Origin of the sequence: Listeria rocourtiae FSL F6-920 (assembly GCF_000525975.1) — a bacterium.
In the GTDB taxonomy this organism is placed as follows: Bacteria; Bacillota; Bacilli; order Lactobacillales; family Listeriaceae; genus Listeria_A; species Listeria_A rocourtiae.
Genome location: NZ_AODK01000012.1, coordinates 22,436 through 44,198 on the forward strand (window position 1 = coordinate 22,436; position 21,763 = coordinate 44,198).

Annotated in this window: 20 protein-coding genes and 4 pseudogenes; 18 read left to right on the forward strand and 6 right to left on the reverse strand. The window is 39.8% G+C overall.

Features of this window, described 5'->3' with window-relative positions; genetic code table 11:
- Positions 1-639 precede the first annotated feature (639 nt).
- The 9 genes and pseudogenes from pdhA (at position 640) to PROCOU_RS04880 (ending at position 8,743) form a co-directional block, all read left to right on the forward strand.
- Positions 640-1,757 (forward strand): annotated as a pseudogene (pdhA, locus tag PROCOU_RS04840) (pyruvate dehydrogenase (acetyl-transferring) E1 component subunit alpha).
- Between the two features lie 2 nt (positions 1,758-1,759).
- Positions 1,760-2,737, forward strand: coding sequence for an alpha-ketoacid dehydrogenase subunit beta (locus tag PROCOU_RS04845; RefSeq protein ID WP_036070033.1), 978 nt, complete (start codon positions 1,760-1,762; stop codon positions 2,735-2,737).
- Positions 2,738-2,989: 252 nt separating this feature from the next.
- Entirely contained in the window at positions 2,990-4,624 is a 1,635-nt protein-coding gene (locus tag PROCOU_RS04850) for a dihydrolipoyllysine-residue acetyltransferase (protein WP_036070034.1), read from the forward strand.
- A gap of 3 nt (positions 4,625-4,627) precedes the next feature.
- Positions 4,628-6,031, forward strand: a complete 1,404-nt coding sequence (lpdA, locus tag PROCOU_RS04855; protein ID WP_036070036.1) for a dihydrolipoyl dehydrogenase — start codon at positions 4,628-4,630, stop codon at positions 6,029-6,031.
- A 122-nt stretch (positions 6,032-6,153) separates the two neighbouring features.
- A complete protein-coding gene (locus PROCOU_RS04860) occupies positions 6,154-6,474 on the forward strand; it encodes a hypothetical protein (protein WP_051994197.1) in 321 nt (106 codons plus the stop codon).
- Positions 6,475-6,544: 70 nt separating this feature from the next.
- Entirely contained in the window at positions 6,545-6,859 is a 315-nt protein-coding gene (locus PROCOU_RS04865) for a hypothetical protein (RefSeq protein WP_036070037.1), read from the forward strand.
- A 122-nt stretch (positions 6,860-6,981) separates the two neighbouring features.
- On the forward strand, positions 6,982-7,932 hold the full coding sequence (locus tag PROCOU_RS04870; RefSeq protein ID WP_051994198.1) for a Rossmann-fold NAD(P)-binding domain-containing protein: 951 nt from the start codon (positions 6,982-6,984) through the stop codon (positions 7,930-7,932).
- Positions 7,922-8,195 (forward strand): annotated as a pseudogene (locus PROCOU_RS04875) (UPF0223 family protein). Before PROCOU_RS04870 ends, PROCOU_RS04875 begins: the two are co-directional and overlap by 11 nt.
- Before the next feature lie 14 nt (positions 8,196-8,209).
- Positions 8,210-8,743, forward strand: a complete 534-nt coding sequence (locus PROCOU_RS04880) for a DsbA family protein (RefSeq protein ID WP_036070038.1) — start codon at positions 8,210-8,212, stop codon at positions 8,741-8,743.
- 243 nt (positions 8,744-8,986) lie between these two features.
- On the opposite strand, the gene PROCOU_RS17695 is transcribed toward PROCOU_RS04880, so the two are convergent.
- The 4 genes and pseudogenes from PROCOU_RS17695 to PROCOU_RS04895 all read right to left on the reverse strand — a co-directional run bounded on the left by PROCOU_RS17695 (position 8,987) and on the right by PROCOU_RS04895 (position 11,656).
- Positions 8,987-9,163, reverse strand: a complete 177-nt coding sequence (locus PROCOU_RS17695; protein WP_159101184.1) for a hypothetical protein — start codon at positions 9,161-9,163, stop codon at positions 8,987-8,989.
- A complete protein-coding gene (locus PROCOU_RS04885) occupies positions 9,160-9,816 on the reverse strand; it encodes a hypothetical protein (RefSeq protein ID WP_036070039.1) in 657 nt (218 codons plus the stop codon). The genes PROCOU_RS17695 and PROCOU_RS04885 overlap by 4 nt, the downstream gene beginning before the upstream one ends.
- A gap of 79 nt (positions 9,817-9,895) precedes the next feature.
- Entirely contained in the window at positions 9,896-10,840 is a 945-nt protein-coding gene (locus PROCOU_RS04890) for a magnesium transporter CorA family protein (protein ID WP_036070040.1), read from the reverse strand.
- Between the two features lie 197 nt (positions 10,841-11,037).
- Positions 11,038-11,656, reverse strand: a pseudogene (locus tag PROCOU_RS04895) (YktB family protein).
- 112 nt (positions 11,657-11,768) lie between these two features.
- Here PROCOU_RS04895 and PROCOU_RS04900 point away from each other — a divergent pair.
- From PROCOU_RS04900 to PROCOU_RS18785, 4 genes and pseudogenes are all read left to right on the forward strand, one after another.
- Complete coding sequence (locus PROCOU_RS04900; RefSeq protein WP_051994199.1) at positions 11,769-12,545, forward strand: inositol monophosphatase family protein; 777 nt, start codon at positions 11,769-11,771, stop codon at positions 12,543-12,545.
- A gap of 272 nt (positions 12,546-12,817) precedes the next feature.
- Positions 12,818-14,657 (forward strand): annotated as a pseudogene (gene typA, locus PROCOU_RS04905) (translational GTPase TypA).
- Positions 14,658-14,808: 151 nt separating this feature from the next.
- A complete protein-coding gene (locus PROCOU_RS18780; RefSeq protein WP_051994200.1) occupies positions 14,809-15,348 on the forward strand; it encodes a DUF5068 domain-containing protein in 540 nt (179 codons plus the stop codon).
- On the forward strand, positions 15,335-15,724 hold the full coding sequence (locus PROCOU_RS18785) for a DUF5068 domain-containing protein (RefSeq protein WP_051994201.1): 390 nt from the start codon (positions 15,335-15,337) through the stop codon (positions 15,722-15,724). The genes PROCOU_RS18780 and PROCOU_RS18785 overlap by 14 nt, the downstream gene beginning before the upstream one ends.
- Positions 15,725-15,836: 112 nt before the next feature.
- Here the strand turns inward: PROCOU_RS18785 and PROCOU_RS04915 are convergent, their stop codons facing one another.
- On the reverse strand, positions 15,837-16,055 hold the full coding sequence (locus tag PROCOU_RS04915; protein ID WP_036070041.1) for a YlaI family protein: 219 nt from the start codon (positions 16,053-16,055) through the stop codon (positions 15,837-15,839).
- 77 nt (positions 16,056-16,132) lie between these two features.
- On the opposite strand from PROCOU_RS04915, the gene PROCOU_RS04920 reads away from it, so the two are divergent.
- A complete protein-coding gene (locus PROCOU_RS04920; protein ID WP_036070042.1) occupies positions 16,133-16,435 on the forward strand; it encodes a hypothetical protein in 303 nt (100 codons plus the stop codon).
- A gap of 134 nt (positions 16,436-16,569) precedes the next feature.
- Positions 16,570-16,848 (forward strand): Fpa/YlaN family protein, encoded by a 279-nt coding sequence (locus PROCOU_RS04925; protein ID WP_036067182.1) that lies wholly within the window; start codon positions 16,570-16,572, stop codon positions 16,846-16,848.
- Between the two features lie 459 nt (positions 16,849-17,307).
- Here PROCOU_RS04925 and PROCOU_RS04930 read toward each other — a convergent pair whose 3' ends face one another.
- Entirely contained in the window at positions 17,308-18,219 is a 912-nt protein-coding gene (locus PROCOU_RS04930; protein WP_036070044.1) for an ArsR/SmtB family transcription factor, read from the reverse strand.
- Between the two features lie 433 nt (positions 18,220-18,652).
- Between PROCOU_RS04930 and PROCOU_RS04935 the strand changes: the two genes are divergently transcribed.
- The 3 genes from PROCOU_RS04935 (at position 18,653) to PROCOU_RS04945 (ending at position 21,750) form a co-directional block, all read left to right on the forward strand.
- Entirely contained in the window at positions 18,653-19,915 is a 1,263-nt protein-coding gene (locus PROCOU_RS04935; protein ID WP_036070046.1) for an extracellular solute-binding protein, read from the forward strand.
- 66 nt (positions 19,916-19,981) lie between these two features.
- The gene (locus PROCOU_RS04940; RefSeq protein ID WP_036070048.1) at positions 19,982-20,884 is read left to right on the forward strand and encodes a carbohydrate ABC transporter permease; all 903 of its coding nucleotides are present in this window, start codon (positions 19,982-19,984) and stop codon (positions 20,882-20,884) included.
- Between the two features lie 23 nt (positions 20,885-20,907).
- Complete coding sequence (locus PROCOU_RS04945; RefSeq protein ID WP_036070049.1) at positions 20,908-21,750, forward strand: carbohydrate ABC transporter permease; 843 nt, start codon at positions 20,908-20,910, stop codon at positions 21,748-21,750.
- Positions 21,751-21,763: the final 13 nt, after the last annotated feature.

Genomic DNA, 21,763 nt, shown 5'->3' on the forward strand with positions numbered 1-21,763 from the left:
GTTAAAAACGACAAGCAATATATTGTTCGATATGTAGAGCTGTTATACAAATGTTATTGTTTGTGAATTCACAAACAATATAAAGCTCTTTTAAATAAAATTCTAAAGATGAAGCCTAAGCCATCTTTGCTTTATTATATAACAGTTTTATCTTAGAAACACAATTCCTAATACAGTTTTTGAAAGCGAATATTTGGACGTAAAACCTTGGTATTGCGATAAAACAAAGTAAGCTTAAGCTGTTGACGAAAGCGGGCAGATGGTGTAAATTAAAGAGGAAGATTGGTGTATTAATATTAAGGCATTAAAAAAATGTAACAGCAAAGTCTAAATCTAGGCAAGCGAGATGAATTTGTGAATAGGATGGTGTTTCATATCTTTTTCACAAACTCATCCCAAAATCATGTTTTCAGTTGTGAAAGCTGAGAATAAGCAAAAGGATAGATTTCGCTAGGAGTAGTTTTTCGTTTTGCCGAATAATACATGAATCCAGTTAGGAAAATTGAGAAGCGAACCATACATTGTATTGCTTGCCTGACAAGCGGAACTTTTGCTACATTATACGTAGTGGAAAGAATAACTAATGTTTGCGCATTCAATTCTTAAAATATTTCAAACCAGAAGGGAAGAGATTACACGATGGCTTCTAAAACAAAGAAGACTGTAGTAGACGTACAAGCGCAGTTTCAAGCTGTTGCCGATCAATTTGAATTGGTCCAAATTTTAAATGAAAAAGGAGAGGTTGTTAATCCTGACTTGATGCCTGATTTAACAGACGAGCAGCTAGTAGAATTAATGACACGCATGGTTTGGACACGTGTTCTTGACCAACGCTCGATTTCCTTGAACCGCCAAGGTCGCTTAGGTTTCTACGCGCCAACAGCTGGACAAGAAGCTTCACAACTTGCAAGTCACTATGCTTTAACAAAAGAAGATTACGTGCTTCCTGGTTATCGTGATGTGCCACAAATGATTTGGCACGGTCTTCCATTGACAAAAGCGTTCCTATTTTCACGTGGACATTTTGTCGGAAACCAATTTGCAGACGACTTAAACGTTCTTTCTCCACAAATCATCATCGGTGCACAAATCGTTCAAGCAGCTGGTGTTGCTTTGGGACTTAAGAAGCGCAAAAAAGATGCAGTTGTTATCACATATACAGGTGATGGCGGGTCTTCACAAGGTGATTTCTATGAGGGTATGAACTTCGCAGGTGCTTACAAAGCTCCAGCAATCTTCGTTGTTCAAAATAACATGTTCGCTATTTCAACACCGCGTGAAAAACAATCGGCAGCCGTAACATTGGCTCAAAAATCTGTTGCAGCAGGTATCCCAGGCGTTCAAGTAGACGGCATGGATCCACTAGCAGTTTATGCGGTAACAAAATTTGCGCGTGATCGTGCAGTTGCAGGTGATGGTCCAACTCTAATCGAAACAATGACTTATCGTTATGGACCACATACACTTTCAGGTGATGATCCAACTCGTTACCGTACGAAAGAGCTTGATGGCGAATGGGAATTAAAAGATCCAATCGTTCGTTTCCGTACTTTCCTAGAAGCAAAAGGACTTTGGAACGAAGAAAAAAGAAAAACGCAGTAATCGAGCAAGCAAAAGAAGAAATCAAAACATCTATCAAAGAAGCTGACGCTACACCAAAACAAAAAGTATCAGATCTTCTTAAAAATATGTACGAAACACCAACTGCTCCAATCAAAGAGCAACTGGCAATTTTTGAAGCGAAGGAGTCGAAATAATCATGGCGCAAAAAACAATGATTCAAGCGATTACAGATGCGCTTGCAGTAGAACTAAGAAATGACGAGAACGTTTTAGTTTTCGGTGAAGATGTAGGTAATAACGGTGGGGTTTTCCGTGCTACTGAAGGTCTTCAAGCAGAATTCGGCGAAGATCGTGTATTCGATACGCCGCTTGCAGAATCAGGTATTGGTGGTTTGGCAATTGGTCTTGCCCTTGAAGGATTCCGTCCAGTTCCTGAAATTCAGTTCTTTGGTTTCGTTTTTGAAGTAATGGATTCTGTGTCTGGTCAAATGGCACGTATGCGTTACCGTACTGGTGGTACACGTACTGCTCCAATCACAATTCGCGCGCCATTCGGTGGTGGGGTTCATACTCCTGAGCTTCACGCGGATAACTTAGAAGGCCTAATGGCACAATCACCAGGTCTAAAAGTAGTTATTCCATCAACTCCATACGATGCAAAAGGTCTTTTAATTTCTGCTATCCGCGATAACGATCCAGTTATTTTCTTGGAGCATATGAAATTATACCGCTCATTCCGTCAAGAAGTTCCAGAAGGTGAGTACACGATTGAAATTGGTAAAGCAGCTGTTCGCCGTGAAGGAACGGACGTTTCTGTTATCACATACGGTGCAATGGTTCAAGAATCTGTGAAAGCAGCAGAAGAACTAGAAAAAGAAGGCGTATCTGTTGAAGTTATTGACCTTCGTACAATCAGCCCGTTGGATATCGACACAATCATTGCTTCCGTTAAGAAAACAAATCGCGTAGTAGTTGTTCAAGAAGCACAAAAACAAGCAGGAATCGCTGCCAATGTTATTGCTGAAATCAATGACCGTGCCATTCTTTCATTAGAAGCACCAGTTATGCGTGTAACAGCACCAGACAGCATTTTCCCATTTGCACAAGCAGAAACAGTTTGGTTACCAAACCATAACGATATTGTTGAACGTGTGAAAGAAGTGCTTGCTTTCTAAATAGAAAAGCGCAAACAGCCCGTTAGCTCCGAAAAAAACTGGAGCGGCGGTCATGAAAACCCGCACTTGGTTTTTATGGCCGGCGTGAAGTTTTGGAGGAGCTGGCTGTTGGAGCTTGATTCGAAGATACTAAACATGATGAGCGCAGTACATGGATTACATGCTCACTTCGTTCTCATGCACATTGAGGCTCTAAGGAAATACAGTACATTTTCTAAGAGCCTCAACAAAACAGGAGGCTTTAAAAAAAAAATGGCATATTCATTTAAATTACCGGATATTGGTGAAGGTATACATGAAGGAGAAATCGTGAAATGGTTCGTAAAACCAGGCGATAAAATTGAAGAAGACGCGTCTCTTTTCGAAGTACAAAATGACAAATCTGTTGAAGAAATTACATCTCCCGTAACTGGAACTGTAAAAGAAATTCTAGTTGGTGAAGGCGTAGTAGCCACAGTTGGACAAGTGCTAATCACATTTGACGGTGTTGAAGGTCACGAGAACGATGCAGAAGAAGCTCCAACAGCATCAGCTACGACATCTGTAGCTGCTCCGGCACCAGCAGGTGGAAAAGGTATTTTTGAATTCAAATTACCAGACATTGGTGAAGGAATTCATGAAGGAGAAATCGTGAAATGGTTCGTGAAACCAGGCGATCAAATCGAGGAAGACGCGACTATTTTTGAAGTACAAAATGACAAATCTGTTGAAGAAATTACATCTCCTGTTGCAGGAACTGTTAAAGATATTTTAGTTGGCGAAGGTGTAGTAGCAACAGTTGGACAAGTTCTAATCACGTTTGAAGGTGACTTTGAAGGCGAAGCAACAACAGATCATTCATCTACTCCAGAAGCGCCAGCCGATACTGCGAAATTGGAAAACAATAACGCAGCAAAAGCACCAGTATCAGGTGGAAACGGTACGCCATCATCACAAAAAGATCCAAATGGTCTTGTTATCGCTATGCCATCTGTTCGTAAATATGCACGTGAAAAAGGTGTAGATCTTCGTCAAGTTGCAGGTTCAGGCAAAAACAACCGCGTTCTTAGCGCAGATGTTGATGCATTCCTAAATGGTGACACTGCAGCAGTAGCGACAAATGAAGCGGCGCCAGTAGCGGCAACACAAGAAACTACGACAGCAAAACCAGCAGCGAAAGTAGCACCAGTTGTCAGCGGTGGAACGTATCCAGAATCACGCGAAAAATTAACACCAACACGTAAAGCTATTGCAAAAGCGATGGTTAACTCAAAACATACTGCGCCACATGTAACGTTAATGGACGAAATCGAAGTATCTGCTTTGATGGTTCATCGTAAACGTTTCAAAGATGTAGCAGCTGAAAAAGGTATCAAGCTTACATTCCTACCTTATATGGTAAAAGCGCTAGTAAACACGTTGCGTGAGTTCCCAGTCTTAAATACAACACTCGATGATGCTACGGACGAACTAGTATATAAACACTATTTCAATATCGGTATTGCAGCTGACACAGATCACGGTCTTTACGTACCAGTCATCAAAGACGCTGACAAAAAATCGATTTTTGCAATCTCTAACGAAATTAACGAATTGGCTACAAAAGCACGCGACGGTAAATTAACAGGAGAAGAAATGCGTCACGGTTCTTCTACTATCTCTAATATTGGATCTGCTGGCGGACAATGGTTCACACCAGTTATCAACTACCCTGAGGTTGCGATTTTAGGTGTAGGTCGTATCGCTGAAAAAGCAATCGTTAAAGATGGTGAAATCGTAGCAGCACCAGTACTTGCTCTATCGCTAAGCTTCGACCACCGCGTAATCGACGGCGCAACAGCTCAAAAGGCTATGAACAATATCAAGCGGTTATTAAATGACCCAGAACTTTTACTAATGGAGGCGTAAAAAATGGTAGTAGGCGATTTTCCAGAAGAAAGAGACACCATCGTCATTGGTGCAGGACCCGGCGGATATGTTGCGGCAATTCGCGCAGCACAATTAGGACAAAAAGTAACGATTATCGAGAAAGAACATTACGGTGGCGTTTGTTTAAACGTTGGTTGTATCCCTTCCAAAGCATTGATCACAGTTGGTCACCGTTTTGCTGAAGCGAAACATTCCGATAATATGGGTATCACAGCAGATAACGTAAACCTCGATTTCACAAAAGCGCAAGAATGGAAAGGTTCTGTCGTTAGCAAATTAACAACAGGTGTGAAAGGTTTGCTTAAAAAGAACAAAGTGGAAATGTTAGAAGGAGAGGCGTTCTTCGTTGATGAGCATTCCCTGCGTGTTATCCACTCTGAATCAGCACAAACCTACACATTCAACAATGTCATTATCGCTACTGGTTCTCGTCCAATTGAGATTCCAGGTTTTAAATTCGGCAAACGCGTTCTTAGCTCAACAGGTGCGCTAGCTCTTACAGAAGTTCCGAAAAAACTTGTTGTAATCGGCGGTGGTTATATCGGGACAGAACTTGGTGGCGCATTTGCCAATCTTGGTACAGAGCTAACAATCCTTGAAGGCGGACCAGAAATTTTGCCAACGTACGAAAAAGATATGATTTCTCTTGTAAAACGTAACCTTAAAGGTAAAGGCGTAGAAATCGTAACAAAAGCACTTGCAAAATCTGCCGAAGAAACAGAAAACGGCGTAAAAGTAACGTACGAAGCTGGCGGTGAAACAAAAACTATTGAAGCTGACTATGTACTAGTAACAGTAGGCCGTCGTCCAAATACAGATGATATTGGTTTAGAACAATTAGGCGTTAAATTAAGTGAACGTGGCTTGATTGAAGTAGATAAACAAGGTCGCACAAATATTTCTAACGTTTTCGCTATTGGTGATATTGTTCCTGGCGTTCCACTTGCCCATAAAGCAAGCTATGAAGCAAAAATCGCTGCTGAGGCAATTGCAGGAGAGGCTACTGAAAATGATTATACAGCATTACCAGCAGTCGTTTTCAGTGATCCAGAACTAGCAACAGTTGGTTTAACAGAAAAAGAAGCAAAAGAAAAAGGATTTGACGTAAAAGCTGCTAAATTCCCATTTGGCGGTAATGGCCGTGCCTTATCTCTTGACGCTCCAGAAGGTTTTGTACGTCTTGTAACACGTAAAGAAGACGGTCTTATCCTTGGCGCGCAAGTTGCAGGAATGAACGCATCCGATATTATTTCTGAAATCGGACTTGCAATCGAAACAGGCGTAACAGCAGAAGACATCGGGCTTACAATCCATGCTCATCCATCTTTAGGTGAGTTGACAATGGAAGCAGCAGAACTAGCATTGGGACGCCCAATCCATATGTAATAAAAAAAGGACGCTATCTGGGAACATTCCGGATAGCGTCTTACCTATGGGATTTAATCATTGTGAAATTGGAAACAAAGTAGTATGATAACTATATAAATTAAAAGAATCCAGGTGTAAAAATGAAAAAGCAGATAGAAAAAATTATTTTCGGTATCGTTTATGGTTTCTCCGCGATTTTCTTTCTAGGTTTTGTCGTTAATATCGTTCATGGCTTTATTATTCACATGCATGAAACCGATAGCTGGAAAGCAGTCCTTCGTATTTTAGCAAGTCCTGTTACTGATCCTGCTATGTTTACTATTCATGTGACAAATCCAGTTTGGTCAATGCTGTTAGTAATTATTATCAGCTATTTGATGCCAGCATTTTTCTGTGTAGCGACTTATTTCTTGAAACAAGACTATTTGGAGACGCACGAAAACAGTCGATTTCTTCGCTAAAAATTGTCTTTGTGTGATTTTACATAATAGAAAAGGTAAGCACACAAAATGTAAGGGGAGCTGGTGAAAAATGGGGATATGGAAACGAGGTCTATTTTGGTTGGCTTATATCATATCAGGAATTTGTTTTGTACTAACGATTGTTGTTTTTATCATCGGTTTTTTCCATCATATGCATGATACTGGTGGGATAAAATCTGTGATACAAATTTTAGAAACACCAATTACTGGATTTATTAAGTTGACGAATGGAACTATCCAAAAATCTGTTATAGAAATCATCTTGTTATGTATTGTGAGTTATGTTTTACCAACGTTTTTTTGCATTGCAACACATTATATTCGAAAAAATAAACGTCTTGCCTTAGAAAGCAAAGATGAATAGTTTTGGTGCTGATTCTGCGGGAGTAGAGTTGGCGTTTTTTTTTTATAATCACATTATTTTTAAGCTTGCGGCTTTCATGATAAAATGAAGTAGAACATCAGAAAAGGGAGCGTGAGGCGGGTTTGACAGTAGAACAGAAGAGGATTGCGGTTATCGGAAATAATAAGATAAGCACAAGTTATGCTTTTGCGATGATGAATCGACAGCTGAATGTGGAGGTTTGTCTGATTGCAGATAAGAAGGTGCAATCCTTGAAAGATATGGCATACGGTGCTTATTTCAGGCCTAAAATGGGACTTACTTCGGGTGGTTTTGCAGAATGTCGGAATGCTACCATGATTATCTTTGCACATGATCCTTTTCTGGACGCTGAAAATACGCAACAAGCTTCATCGATTGTTCGGAGATTCGTCAATCGATGGATGGAGACCGGATTTCAAGGCATTTGTCTAGTTGCAACACCGCAGAGTGAAGTGGTGGCGCATTGGATTATGAAATTTTCAGGTCTTGCTTCGGAAAAAATCATTGCGCTAGGAACGATGCTTGATACAGCTTTTCTGCAATCGGAATTGGGTCGCTATTTTCAAGTTAACGCAAAAAATGTCCATGCTTATATGATTGGAAGTACGCTGAAAAATGGTGTTCCAGCTTGGAGTAGAGCTTTTATTGGAGGTCGACCAATTTTGAGCTATATTATGGACGATCCGGATCACTATTCCTTTGAGAAGCTAGAACCTATCGTAAAACAAATGCAAGAGTTGCCTAATGAGCCCTTAGGTGAGGGCCGGTTGTTTGATTGTAGCATTGCGCTTGCTTTAGTAGAACTGACAAGAATTATTTTAGAGGATGAAGGCATGATTTTGACGGTAGGCGTTCACGTGCAAGATAAGTTCGGGATGACATCAGGCTTTATTAGTGTTCCAGCTGTCATTGCCGCATCTGGTGTGAAGAGGATTGTTCCTTTAACACTTTCAGATTCTGAGCAAAAACAACTAGCAGTAGCTGTAAAATCAATACAAAATGCTGTACAAGCAGGTTTGCCGAATGAAAGGGGGACGAAACATGGAATATAGCTATCCGATCAATTTAGATTGGTCCAAAGAAGAAATGGCGACGGTTATTAACTTTTATCAAGCCGTTGAGAAAGCCTATGAAGTAGGTATCGATGCGTCAGAAATAAAAGCAAAATATAGTGATTTTAAGCAAGTCGTACGCTCCATCGGTGAAGAAAAAAAGCCTAGGGAAAGAGTTTGAGAAGGTAAGCGGTTATTCACCTTATCGTGTCATGCAACTCGTGAAGAATGCGACGACAAGTAAAATCAAAATGCAACCATAAGGAGGAAATTTTAGATGGATATTAGTGAAATTATTGCAGGTAATGTAGGAACAGAGGCAGGAATTCATATTGGGAAGAGCGATGCGCCGGTGAAAGTGATTTCATTTGTGAATGTGCGTTGTCCGTTTTGCCGTGAGTGGCATGAAAAATCACGTGATGTAATCAGTCGTTATTTGGATTCAGGGCGGATTGAGCTTATTGTTAAGCCATTTGATAAGGAGAAAGAGTCATTGCAACGCGGCAATATTATACATCATTATTTAGATTATGCGGCACCAGAACAAACGCTTGAAGTTTTGGATGAAGTGTATGCAAGACAGGATCTTTGGGGCTCTTTGACACACGAGGAAGTTGCCAATTTTGCAGAAGATGAGCTTGGACTTTCGGAGCAAGATAATAAGGAACAAGCTGCGAAAATTATTGCAGAAGCAAATGCTGCGAATATCCGTCTTGTACCAACTGTGATTATCGGAGAACATATTTTTGATGAGCATATTTCGCCAGAAGAATTGGAAAAGCTGATTTTAGAAGAAGTAGGGAAAGAATAAAAATAAGGGTCTGGCACATAACCCAGATAAATCGGCGACAAGCGCTCGCATTCCATGGATTTAGCAGACTTCCGGTTCTCACATACACAAGTATGCTCCGCTTCCGGCTTCCGCAAAATCCATGGAATACAAACGCTTTCGCTCGATTTGTGTGAAGCAAGATATACGTCTTACCCGAAAAAAGGGCTTCGTGATATCTTGCTTATTTTGGTTAGAGATATATTTTGTCCCAGACCCATATTTTTATTTAGTAAAACTTGTGGTAATCTTCACGCCATCTAGTGGGTCTTTGAAATTACTAACTGTATAATCTGTTTTGTCGTTTTGCCAGCTAATGATATTGCCGTCAGCTTTATTTGGCATGGCCTCTAGCTTCATACCGCCAACTTGATGAGGAGCAGGAAGCGTTTTCTTTTTCAAGCATAGCCACCACTTTTTTTTGCGAGATCGATGGAATCTTGCTGGTCTGCGCTTGTCGTGTTGCGCACGCTCATACTCCAACGGCCTTCCGCCCAGTTTAGGAAAGTTGAACCGGCGCCAGCATCAGTATATCCAGTAATATTTGAGCCAAGATCTACGCCATTCATACCTGTATTAACGTTATCCATATGACCAGTCGCATCGGCTGCTTCTTGCTCTGTCATGTAGCTTTTACCAGAAACAGTAGCAATCGCTGTGGCTTTAGATGCTTCTTTCAAATCGTCACTATTCACCGAAATAGGATTTTTTGTTTCGTAAAAAATAACTTGATAGGCATCCGGAGCATCGGTTGTTTTTGCGCTTAAAAAGTGACTATCAGATGAAAGGGGGATATCTTTTGGAAGCATTACCACAATATCTGAGTTAATCTTTGATTTCACCGTTTCCAAAACATCTTTTTGCGTCAGTATCATCGGTTTTGAATCACTGCGCATGTCGTTTTTATTGCTATCGTTTGCAGTACTGCCATAGCTATTATTATTGCTACCGTAAGAATTTGTGCTATCCGAACTGTTTGAGGAGTAAGAACCACCACAGCTTGCAAGAAGTAGCATACTAAAAACGACTGGAGTAATCATAAATTTAGCATTCATTACTTTTCACCTCTTTGCTACAGGTTTTCCCGCTTTTTACATAAGAAAACCACTTCCTGTAATAGAAAGTGGTTTAAAGCTAGAAAAATTTCCGTTTCCAAAAGACAAATCCAAGTATCCCAGCGATTCCAAAAGAGATACAGATGACTAGAATCCAAGCCAATGGTGCTTGGGATAGTGGCAAGTCAACGTTCATTCCATAGAAACTAAACACCATGGTTGGTATCGTCAAAATGATGGTAAACGACGTCAAAAATTTCATTACGATGTTCATGTTGTTTGAAATAATAGAGGCGTAGGCATCCATCATCCCACTCAAGATATTTGAGTGAACTTCCGCCATTTCAATCCCTTGTCGGTTTTCAATAATAACATCTTCTAGTAAATCTTGGTCTTCCTCGTACATCTTCACAATATGTTGACGCATCATCTTGTCCAGCACTAGTTTGTTTGATTTGAGGGCAGTCAAGAAGTAAACTAAACTTTTTTCAATCCCCATCAAATCATAGAGCTGTTTATTTTTCATCGATTCATGCAGCTCTTTTTCAATATCATCCGTTTGGCGACTCATCCGTTTCAAATGACGGAGAAATTGCGTGGAAATCATATACAATATCTGCAATGCAAAGCGCGTTTTCATGTGTGTAAAAAAGCCTTTTATCCGATTTTTAATGAAGGACTGGATAATCGATGAATCAATCGTACAAATCGTGATGAAATAATCCTTCGTCATAATCATCCCAAGTGGAATAGTTTCAAACGAAGCATAGTGAATATCATCCTCATCGACAATAGGAAAGTCACAAATAATTAAGACCGCTTCCGTATCGTCATCTCGCTCGATCCGTGCACTTTCATCTTTATCCAATGGATCTTCGAGAAATTCAAGTGGAATCCCATACTGATCGGCAATTTGATTAATTTCTTCCGATGATGGCGCCACGATATTAATCCAGCAATTACGTTCTGGTTTCTCTAGTTCCTCTAATTTACCAGCTTCATTCGATTTGAAAATTTGATGCATAGGCGTATTCCTCCTTTTCTAAGGATTCGGCCGTATGGAGTGCTGTTGCAAGCCATGACTTGAATCCCTGTATGACCTCTGATGCGGATCTGGTTCGCTCGGCGCGATACTTATTTTCATGGTGCTCAACTCCTTTTCTCAAATAATCACAACCTCACCATTATACAGAGATTTAGCGTTTTTGTACATCCTATCGTTTAAATTTCTTGCATTTCAAAACTCATATCATAGAATGGCAACAACAAGTCTATCGTTTTCTCAAGTTCATTTGTAAACGTAGCATCATCTTTCAAAGCACTATCACCGGGTTTGAAAATACGACCAACCATAAATTCGCCCTTTTTTACGTCACGGAATCGCTCTAAAATTTTCTTTAAATCTGTATTTTGGATGAGGCTTGTTGGTTTTTCTGTATGATCTGGTGAAATTGAGAAGTTTATAGGTAATTTCTCTAATAGGCTAAGATTTTCTAGGAAATTATGCACGACTATTTGGCGGTTTTCCGTTTCATATATGTAGGCAAGCCAGATAAAGACATAGTCATCCCAAATCCCAACTTGGAAATGCGGGTGTTTTTTTGTAGCCGCGTTTGCTGTTAGCTACCGCAAGCCATGTACTATCAGGTGGATTTACAGAACGACGAGCATGACGCGCAATATGCAGAAACATGTCGGTTCCAGTTTTGGCACTTAAATAAGTTGCGAGGCTCTCGCCGATTTCGCGAAATTTTGGCTGAATCTGTGTTTGGATTACTGCCATCCGTTCTTCAAGCCCAGGCGTTTGCATCGCTTTAAAATCTTTTTTTGTAAAAGTCATTAAAATTCCTCACTTTCATATAGTTCATTATAACGTAAAATAGAACTTTGAGGCTGTATTTAGCTTAAAATTATGATAAGCTAGGAAAAACAAACGAAGGAGTGATGCGAAGGTGGTACTAGAGAAAATAGATCAACTAGCGCGAGAATGGCTAGAAGAAGCGGGTAATCGGATTTTTATGGCGCTTGAGCAGTCTAATGTTGAAGTTGAGTCAAAATCAGATCGCAATGATTTAGTGACGAATGTAGACAAAGCAACAGAACGTTATTTTGCTGGAAAAATTAAGGCTTATTTCCCAGAACATCGCTTACTAGGTGAAGAAGGCTACGGCGAAGAAATTACGAGTTTAGAAGGCATTGTTTGGGTGTTGGATCCGATTGATGGTACGGTGAATTTTGTTGAACAGAAGCGGAATTTTGCTATTTCACTTGGCATCTATCGAAATGGTGTCGGGGAGCTTGCTTATATATATGATATCGTTGGTGGTGAATTTTACTTCGCTAAGCGTGGAGAGGGCGCATTTGTGAATGATGTAGAAATTCCGAAACTCGCGGTGGATAAAAGATTAGAAGATGCACTCGTTATTATTAATGCAGCATCGGTACGGAAATTTCCATATATGCTTCCTGTGATTCAAAAGGCTCGCGGGTTACGACTGTATGGTGCGGCAACACTCGAATACATGGCAGTTGCAACTGGACGTGCAGATGCGTATGTCAGTGCGAATCTATCACCGTGGGATATTGGCGCTGGAAAAATTATTGCAGAGGAAGTAGGAGCTGTTGTGACAAGGGTTAATGGTTCTGAGATGATTATCACAGAAAAAGGTGACTCTTTCGTTGCAAGCCCTGGCGTTCACGCAGAGATTCTGCGTGATTATGGTCGTTAAATGTTTAGAAGCATGAGACGTTCGTTAAATTTCATTTTATGGAATAAAAATCGTGCTAAACCCGAGCAAATGTGCTATAATTGGAAAGTTGATTAAAACTAAACGATCCAGAAACGGGGAAAATAAGCCAATTTTCCTCTTTCTTTTGGCTCTGGTAGCTAAGTCGTATTACCATATATGAAGAGCGCTTGACTTTAGTTAGGCCATTTTTGAGTAGCTGAGTAGATGTTTATCAGCTTCCGGAAGGTAATTTAATATTAGGAGGAAACATTTTGAAATTAAGAGAAGATATTCGTAACGTAGCCATTATTGCCCACGTTGACCATGGTAAAACAACTTTGGTGGATCAGCTTTTGCGCAAGTCAGGAACATTCAATGATCATGAGCAAGTAGCTGAGCGTGCGATGGATAGTAATGCCATTGAAAAAGAACGTGGTATCACAATTTTAGCAAAAAAATACTGCCATCAATCATAACGGTGTGCATATTAATATTTTAGATACTCCTGGACATGCCGATTTTGGTGGGGAAGTAGAACGTATTATGAAAATGGTTGATGGTGTTGTCTTAGTCGTTGATGCCTACGAAGGTACAATGCCACAAACGCGCTTCGTATTGAAAAAAGCGTTAGAACAACATTTAACACCACTTGTTGTTGTTAATAAAATTGACCGCCCATCCGCGCGTCCTGCAGAAGTTGTAGATGAAGTTTTAGAATTATTCATCGAACTTGGTGCAGATGAGGACCAATTGGAGTTCCCAGTTGTATACGCTGCGGCGGTTAATGGAACAAGCTCGTTAAGCGATAAAGTAGAAGATCAAGAAGAAACAATGGACCCAATTTTTGATCTTATCATTAATAACGTACCAGCGCCTGTGGATAACAGTGATGAACCATTGCAATTCCAAGTTTCTTTACTTGATTACAATGACTATGTTGGTCGTATCGGTATTGGTCGTATTTTCCGTGGAACCATGGAAGTTGGTCAATCGGTAGCCTTGATGAAATTAGATGGTACTGTGAAGAAATTCCGTGTAACAAAAATGTTCGGTTTTCTTGGACTAAAACGTATCGAAATTACACAAGCAAAAGCTGGCGATCTCGTTGCCGTTTCTGGAATGGAAGATATCTTCGTTGGAGAAACTGTAACACCAGATGATCACCAAGAAGCATTGCCAATTTTGCGCATTGACGAACCTACTCTGCAAATGACTTTCGTAACGAACAATAGTCCGTTCGCTGGTCGTGAAGGTAAACATGTAACAAGCCGTAAAATTGAAGAGCGTTTACTATCTGAGCTACAAACAGATGTAAGTTTGCGTATCGACCCAACTGCTTCACCTGATGCTTGGATTGTGTCTGGTCGTGGTGAGTTGCATCTATCTATTTTAATTGAGAACATGCGTCGTCAAGGTTACGAAATCCAAGTATCCAAACCAGAAGTTATCATCCGTGAAATCGATGGCGTAAAATGTGAGCCAATGGAGCGTGTACAAATTGACACTCCTGAAGAATATGTTGGTAGCATCATGGAATCTATTGGCTTACGTAAAGGCGAAATGGCTGATATGGTCAATGACGGTTCCGGTCAAGTACGCTTGATTTTCTTAGTACCATCACGTGGACTTATTGGTTATACAACAGAATTCCTATCGATGACTCGTGGTTACGGTATCTTAAACCATACGTTCGATTCTTACCAACCAATGCAAAAGGGCCGTGTTGGTGGACGTAGCCGTGGTGTTCTTGTATCGATGGAGACTGGTAAATCAACTACTTACGGAACAATGCAAGTAGAAGATCGTGGTACTATCTTTGTAGAACCGGGTACAGATATTTATGAAGGTATGATTGTCGGCGAGAATAATCGTGAAGGCGATATCGCAGTAAATATTGTAAAAGCGAAACAAATGACAAATATTCGTTCAGCAAATAAAGACCAAACAAACGTTATCAAAAAACCTCGTACATTAACATTAGAAGAGTCATTAGAATTCTTAAATGATGATGAGTACTGCGAAATTACACCGGAAAACATTCGTTTACGTAAAAAAATATTGAATAAAAACGAACGTGAAAAAGCTGCGAAACGCACAAAAATCTCAGACTAAGCTACATGAAAAAAGTCGTCCTTCATTGGGCGGCTTTTTTTTAGTTGCTGAAAAATTTGCAAAGATAAAAAAAATTGTAACATGATTGTAATATGCCTTTTTGTTTGGTATAGTTAATATACAGGGAAACGTAAAAGAAGGAGGGATTTACATGAAGAAATTACTGATGGTAGGCACAATGAGTGTATTGGTTTTTGGACTGGCAGCTTGTGGTTCGGGGGCGGATTCGAAAAGCTCTGAATCAGGGGAACAAGCAACAAAAACAGAGGAAAAGCAGGAGACGAAAAAAGAAGAGACAGCAAAACAAGATGTGAATTCCAGCGAAGAAGCAAAAGATAAAACAGAAGCAAAACAAGATAAAGAAGTAACAACAAAAGAAGATGTACCAACAGGAGAAGACACGCAGGAGAAAGAAGCAGAAGCCACGACTCCTGATAAAGCGACAGAAACGCCTAAAAAAGACACTACAAAAAAATCAGCAGAAGCTATAGCGCCAAAAGCAGGTAACTTTTCTTTAAGTGCAGAGGGCTTTAAACAGTCTGCAGTAGCGCCGAAAACAGGCGGAACAGTATCGCTTGTATATTTGAATACAACACCTGAAACAGCTGATTTTGGCCCGTTAAAAGTGACTGTAAAGCAATACAAGCTGGAAAGCGTGACAGGAGCAAACAAAAAAAATGGATCCGTATAGTCCTGAATCGTATTTAGCGAACCAAGATGGTTTCGTGGTAACAGCAGATGTAATCATTGAAAATACATCTGCTAGTAACGTTAACTATTTAGCAGAGCGCATCCAAATTAACGGTGGTGGCATTTCCAAAGGTGCTAGCTTAGAGAATTTTGTACCAACAGCCTATCAATTATCTGGTAGCCCATCAGCGCATAATATTTTCCCAGCGAAATCAAAACGAGAGGGTGCAATCACATATATGCTCAACAAACAGAATTACTACACGCTTGTGCATCTAACAAAACTAGCTGTGCCAAACCCGAATGACTTTGCGGAAAAAGCATTACCAACGAAAACAGCGAAAGCTATCGATTTAGATTTTAGGATTACAGAATAAAATCCGAGCAAGACAGTATTGCCCAACACTAGTGGTCTAAAGCTAGAACAAACTCGGGCCTAAGTACGTATCAGCGCATAGGCACGACGCTTAAGGAAGACGAAAAAACCCGCTATTCGATGTTAGCGGGTTTTTCGATAAAGCTTTTTGTTTTTGGTTTATGGAATTCGAACTTGCCAGAATTGATTCGAGCCACTGTTTTATCAGCGATACGTCCTTCACAGTTTGGGCAAAGATACATTCGAATTGGCTTATTGCGAAGTTGTTTCGTTTTAAATTTCTTATCATCAAGTTCATCTATTGTTTCACATAAAATGCATTGTGCTTTCACTGCGCTCACCTCGTAATTTTATTATAGCATGAAAAAAATAAAAGATAAACAATGGCAAATTAGCGGAGGTTAAAGAAATGGTATTAGAGAAAAAAGCGGGGCATAAAGAAATGGTGTGTACCTTATTGGCATCAGTTGGTGCTTTTTTAGCATTAATATTTGTTCGACCAGCAGTGTTTTGGTTCGATAGTTTTTATTGGGCATTTGGTATTGGGTTTGCGCTAGTTTTAGTATACGTTGTAATTACGCTAGTTTCATTCATCCGATCTTTCTATCGCCGTTTCCAATTTTTTGATAAAGTTATCATTTATCTGTCCATACCACTGAGCTTGTGCTTTACCTTTTTTATATACGAGTTGTCAACGAGGTCCTTTTCTTAAAAAATGTTAGGATATCAGGTTACATGGCAAAAAAAATATGCTATACTAAAGAAGATAAAATTTGCAAAATTATGCTTTCGATATAATAGATTGATTACGCGCATATGAGTGTGTGTTGAATGGGGGGTTCTGTGATGACAAATAAACAAATAGATCACAGAGAAGAGGCAATTACTCTTCTTAAAGAAGATGCGAAAAGAATTTTGCAGTTAATTAAAGTACAGATGGATAATCTAACTTTACCTCAATGTCCGGCCTATGAAGAAGTATTGGATACCCAAATGTACGGCTTATCGCGAGAGATAAATTTTGCGGTGAGGTTGGGTTTGATTGATAGAGCGGAAGGAAAGAGTTTATTGAGCACGCTTGAGAAAGAGCTTTCCGTGTTACACGAATTATCGACAAGTAAGTGATATAAGATATGCAATAGCACCCCTTTTTGACGTGTTCGATGCGTTGGAAGGGGTGCTTTGTTGTTGAGGCTCTTATGAAGCATTTTTTGCTGAATTAGAGCCTCAATATGCATGAGAGCGAAGCGAGCATGTAATCCATAAGTGGCTCTTAGATGAAGAACTCGGAATAAGTAGTGGACAAATAAGAAGCTAGCAAGTAGTAAAGTCTTTGGTTTATGTATGAAGTCATGGTTAGAATAAGCCTTGTGTTGCATCATGTTTGACGCCTCAATATGCATGAGAGCGAAGCGAGCATGTAATCCATAAGTGGCTCTTAGATGAAGAACTCGGAATAAGTAGTGGACAAATAAGAAGCTAGCAAGTAGTAAAGTCTTTGGTTTGTGTATGAAGTCATGGTTAGCACAAGCCTTGCCCTGCGTCATTGCCAAGCAGTCTCTGAATCTGGCCTAACGGGCCGTTTCAGCACTTCTCGCTATAATAGAACTTAAACTCCATATCTTTCTGGTGATTTCCGAATCCTTTCCCAAATATCGTAGTCCCGCCAATGTTTTTAGCGTCCTTCTCAACGGCAATACGGAATGTTAGGAGTTCTTCTGTTATGTCTAAATCACCTAAAGTTAATTCAGATAATATTTCTCCATCAAAATGTGTGCCATGCTGAGAAATACGAATGGATTTGAAGAGTCCGTATTGACTGTTAGAGTCTGCCCACCAACTTGGCGTGTACTTACCACGGATATCAGAAAAATTACCAGGACAAGTCCATGTTCCAAGCGCGTGGCCATTTAAATAAAAAGATATATCCGAGGGCCAAACGTTATTGGAGTAAGGGAACTCAGAGGCAATTTCAAAGCTGATTTCAAGCAGTTCTATTTGTTCGTCCTTTTGTAGTGGATTAGGGACTTTGTATTCGAGGTAGCCTTGTGTAAACCAGATGATTTGTGCGTCCATTCGATTGGCATCCATGAAATATTTTGGCTCGTCCACATGACCAATGAATTCTTTGCTGGAAGCTAAACCACATGTGGGTGTGACGTTATAATCGGTATAGTGCCCAACAGGTAACTCTAAGGAACGCATTTTAAAATTAGGGTAGATAGTGGTTGGGAACGTAATCTCAATCTTGTCGACAACGAGCTTGGAAATTTTCTGGATGCCAGATTTTCCAGGTATTTTTTCTGTGCGGATTAATTTGGCGTTTTCTAGTTGGTTGATGTGGCGGGTGATGATCGCGCTACTCATATGTAAGGCGTGTGCGAGCTCTTTAATGTTCATCGAATTTTGTGAAAGTAGGTTCAAAATCTGAATTCTAGTATCGCTGGCAAGAGCTTCATAAACGTGAATGGAATCTTTGGAAATGTCTAATTGCATGTACAAAAATCCTCCTTTAGTTAATAGTTAGATAGATTAAAAGTAGTTTGTAAATAGTGTAAAAACAATTTAGTGAACCTATTGGTTTATCATAACATAAAATTGCTAATAAAAGAACTAAAAGTGTTGACAATAAAATTTTAGTGAATTATAGTAAAAATATAAAAGAAATTTAGTTATTAATTTACTTAATGGTTAATTAAAAAGATTTCTTTTTTTTGTAGTATTTTATGTAGGCGTTTACATTGGATGATGATTGGTATGAGTCGAGGTGTTTGTTTTTCACAAGTGGGGCTTAATCTAGAAATTATTCTGGGTTTGGAGGCAAGAGCCGTTTGGGGATTACATGCTTGCTTTGCTCTCATGCATATTGAGGCTCTAACTTAGCAAAATACGCTTCGTAAGAGCCTCAACAAAGAGGGAGGAATATAAAATGAAGAAAATGTTAGGTCTTGTTTGTATGTTACTATTGGTTGCTGGATTGGCTGCATGTGGGGGTTCTGGTGAGGCGAAGGATACAGCTAAAAGTAAGGAAATTATTTTTTGGAATCCATTTACTGGCCCAGATGGTGCGAATATGCAAAAAATGGTGGATGCTTACAATAAAACAAATCCGGAATTCAAAGTTAAAAACATGTCTTTAAAAGAGGGTGATATGTACACGAAAATCCCAACAGTTGTAAACTCTGGCAAAAATATTCCTGATTTGACGATCGTTCATGCTGAGCGTATTAAGCAATACGTAGACAATGACATGTTGCTAAACTATGATGATTATTTGGCAGATTTCCCAGACTTAAAAGCGGAAAATTATGTGCCGGAAGCTTGGAATATTGGTGAATTGGATAATAAACGATATAGTATACCACTCGATATTCACTCTTTCATTATGTACTATAACAAGGATTTAGTGAAAAAATATGCTCCAAACGCGCTAGACGATAATATTGTCACTTTCGATGAAATAAAAGCGGCGGGTGCACTGGCTAAAAAGGACAAAATTGATGCGGTGTCTGTAAGCTGGGTGAAACCGGTATTCCTATCTCTCTATGCGCAAAACGGCGGGAAGTTAACAGAAAATGGTGTTGATCCAACGCTTGATAATCAGCAGGCAAAAGATACGTTTAACCTGTGGAAAGATATGTATAAGGATGGCATTACAACAAAAGATGGCGAAGATTATTTCCAAAAATTCATTGCTGGAAAAGTAATATTCGCACCAGAGGGAATCTGGATGCAGAATAATGCGAAAGATGCTAAGTTCGATTGGGGTATCACAAATGCACCGCAATTAAGCGATGATAAAAATAAGATGGTGAACTGGTCTAGCTCGCATCAATTCACGATGTTTAACAGTGAAGGCCGTTCGAAAGAAAAAACAGAAGGCGTGCTGAAATTTATCGATTGGGTGCAAGATAACTCGCTAGAATGGGCGAAGTCAGGTCAAAATCCAGCATCTCTAAAAATCATGGATGAGCCAAGCTACAAGGAGATGCCACAGTCGTTCTTATTGCTGAATCCTGCTGAGCAGAAATCGTTGAAGATTTTTGATTATAAGTATAATGGTTACGTTTCGGAACAATTGGATGCGAATGGAAACGATATTATTTTCGGTAAGACGCCGGTGAATAAAGGATTAGCAGATATGCAAAAAGCAGTGGAAGATAAGATTGCTAAAGATAAATCCAATAATTAAATCAAATAAAGGGCTTGAGAATTTGCGAATTCTCAAGCCCTAGATGAAAAATTGGGAGTGATTGTAATGGAAGCAAATGCTAAAACGATAACATATAAAACAAGAAAATGGCAGTTCACACCGTGGTTATTCGCAGGTCCGCATTTAATTATTTTCTTGATCTTTTTTCTTGTTCCTGTAGTTTATGGAATTTATATTTCCTTTACGGATTGGGATTTGATTGGTACGCCTGATTTTGTAGGATTTGATAATTATCGCGAAATATTATTTCAGAAAGATTCGACTTTTTATGAACAGTTACATAATGGGTTGCGAAATACATTTATTTTCGTCGTGTTAACCGTACCATTTTGTATCATTGTCCCGTTGTTATTAGCTAGTGCACTAAACGCGAAACCAAGGCTAAATAAGCTGTTTCAATCGCTATTTTATTTGCCATCGTTGTTTGCAATTTCGGCGGTTATCATTATTTGGGGGTTGATGTTTAATGTTAGTTTCGGTCCAATTAATCAGTTTCTTGGCACGACGATTAATTGGGTTGGCACGCAACCTTACGCTTGGATGACGCTTGTAATTGTAACGGTTTGGTGGTGTATCGGTGGGAATATGATTATTTATCAGGCTGCACTAAATGGCATTTCGCAGGATTTTTATGAAGCAGCTGAAATCGATGGTGCTACTGCTATGCAAAAATTCTTCAAGATAACGCTTCCGAGTATTCGCGCGCAGTTATTATATACTGTGGTAATGACGACGATTGCTCAGTTTAACGTTTATGGGCAACCACTGATGCTGACAAAAGGTGGTCCGTCTGGCTCGACATCGGTACTCTTAATGTATATTCAGCAAAATGCGTTCGGTACTGGCCAATCGATTGCGGGAATTGCATCTGCAATGGCAGTTATTCTCGGCTTGTGTATCATGGCTGTTTCCGCAGTCCAATTTTTCTTTTTACGGAATAAAAATTAACGGCGAGAGGGGATGGGTTTCTGATGAAAAAAGATGCACGTTTTATACCAAAATTAATTGCTTTTATATTCTTGCTTGTAATGGCTATCATCTGGGTTGTTCCGCTCGCGTGGGGGATTGTGACCTCCTTTAAATCGGAGGCAGAGGTTGCGACAGTTGGCTTTAAATTCCTTCCTGTGCAATGGGTGACGACGAATTATACGGAGTTGCTATTTAATAATGCAGCCACGCCACTTTTAAGGTGGTTTATGAATTCAATGATTATTGCTGTATCGCAGACGGTGCTTGTGCTTGTGGTAGTATCTTTGGCGGCGTTTGCATACAGTCGCTTGAAATTTCGCGGACGTAATGCCATGTTTGTTTTTTTGATGGCAACGATGATGTTTCCTAGTGTCGTGAATTTAATTCCACTTTATAAAATTATCGATACTTTCGGCTGGGTGAACAATTATTTAGCGGCTATTGTGCCGGGAGCTGCGGCTGTATTCAATATCTTTCTCGTTCGGCAGTTCATGGTGAATATTCCGATTGAATTTGATGAGGCGGCTCGTATTGACGGTGCAGGTGATTTCAAAATTTTCTACAAGGTGATTTTGCCACTTTTGCGACCAGTATTGATGGTTGTGGCGTTGTTCACTTTCACGGCAGCTTGGAACGACTTCCTGTGGCCTTCAATTGTGTTTAATGACATTGAAATGATGCCGATTACGCCAGGGCTCCAGCTTTTGCAAGGGATGTATCAGGCGCAACCGGCGCATTTGATGGCAGGGGCACTTGTCGCGATTGTACCGACTTTCATACTATACTTGTTCGCGCAAAAATATTTCCTACAGTCGATGGCACTATCATCTGGCGTAAAAGGATGAGGACTGATTTTAC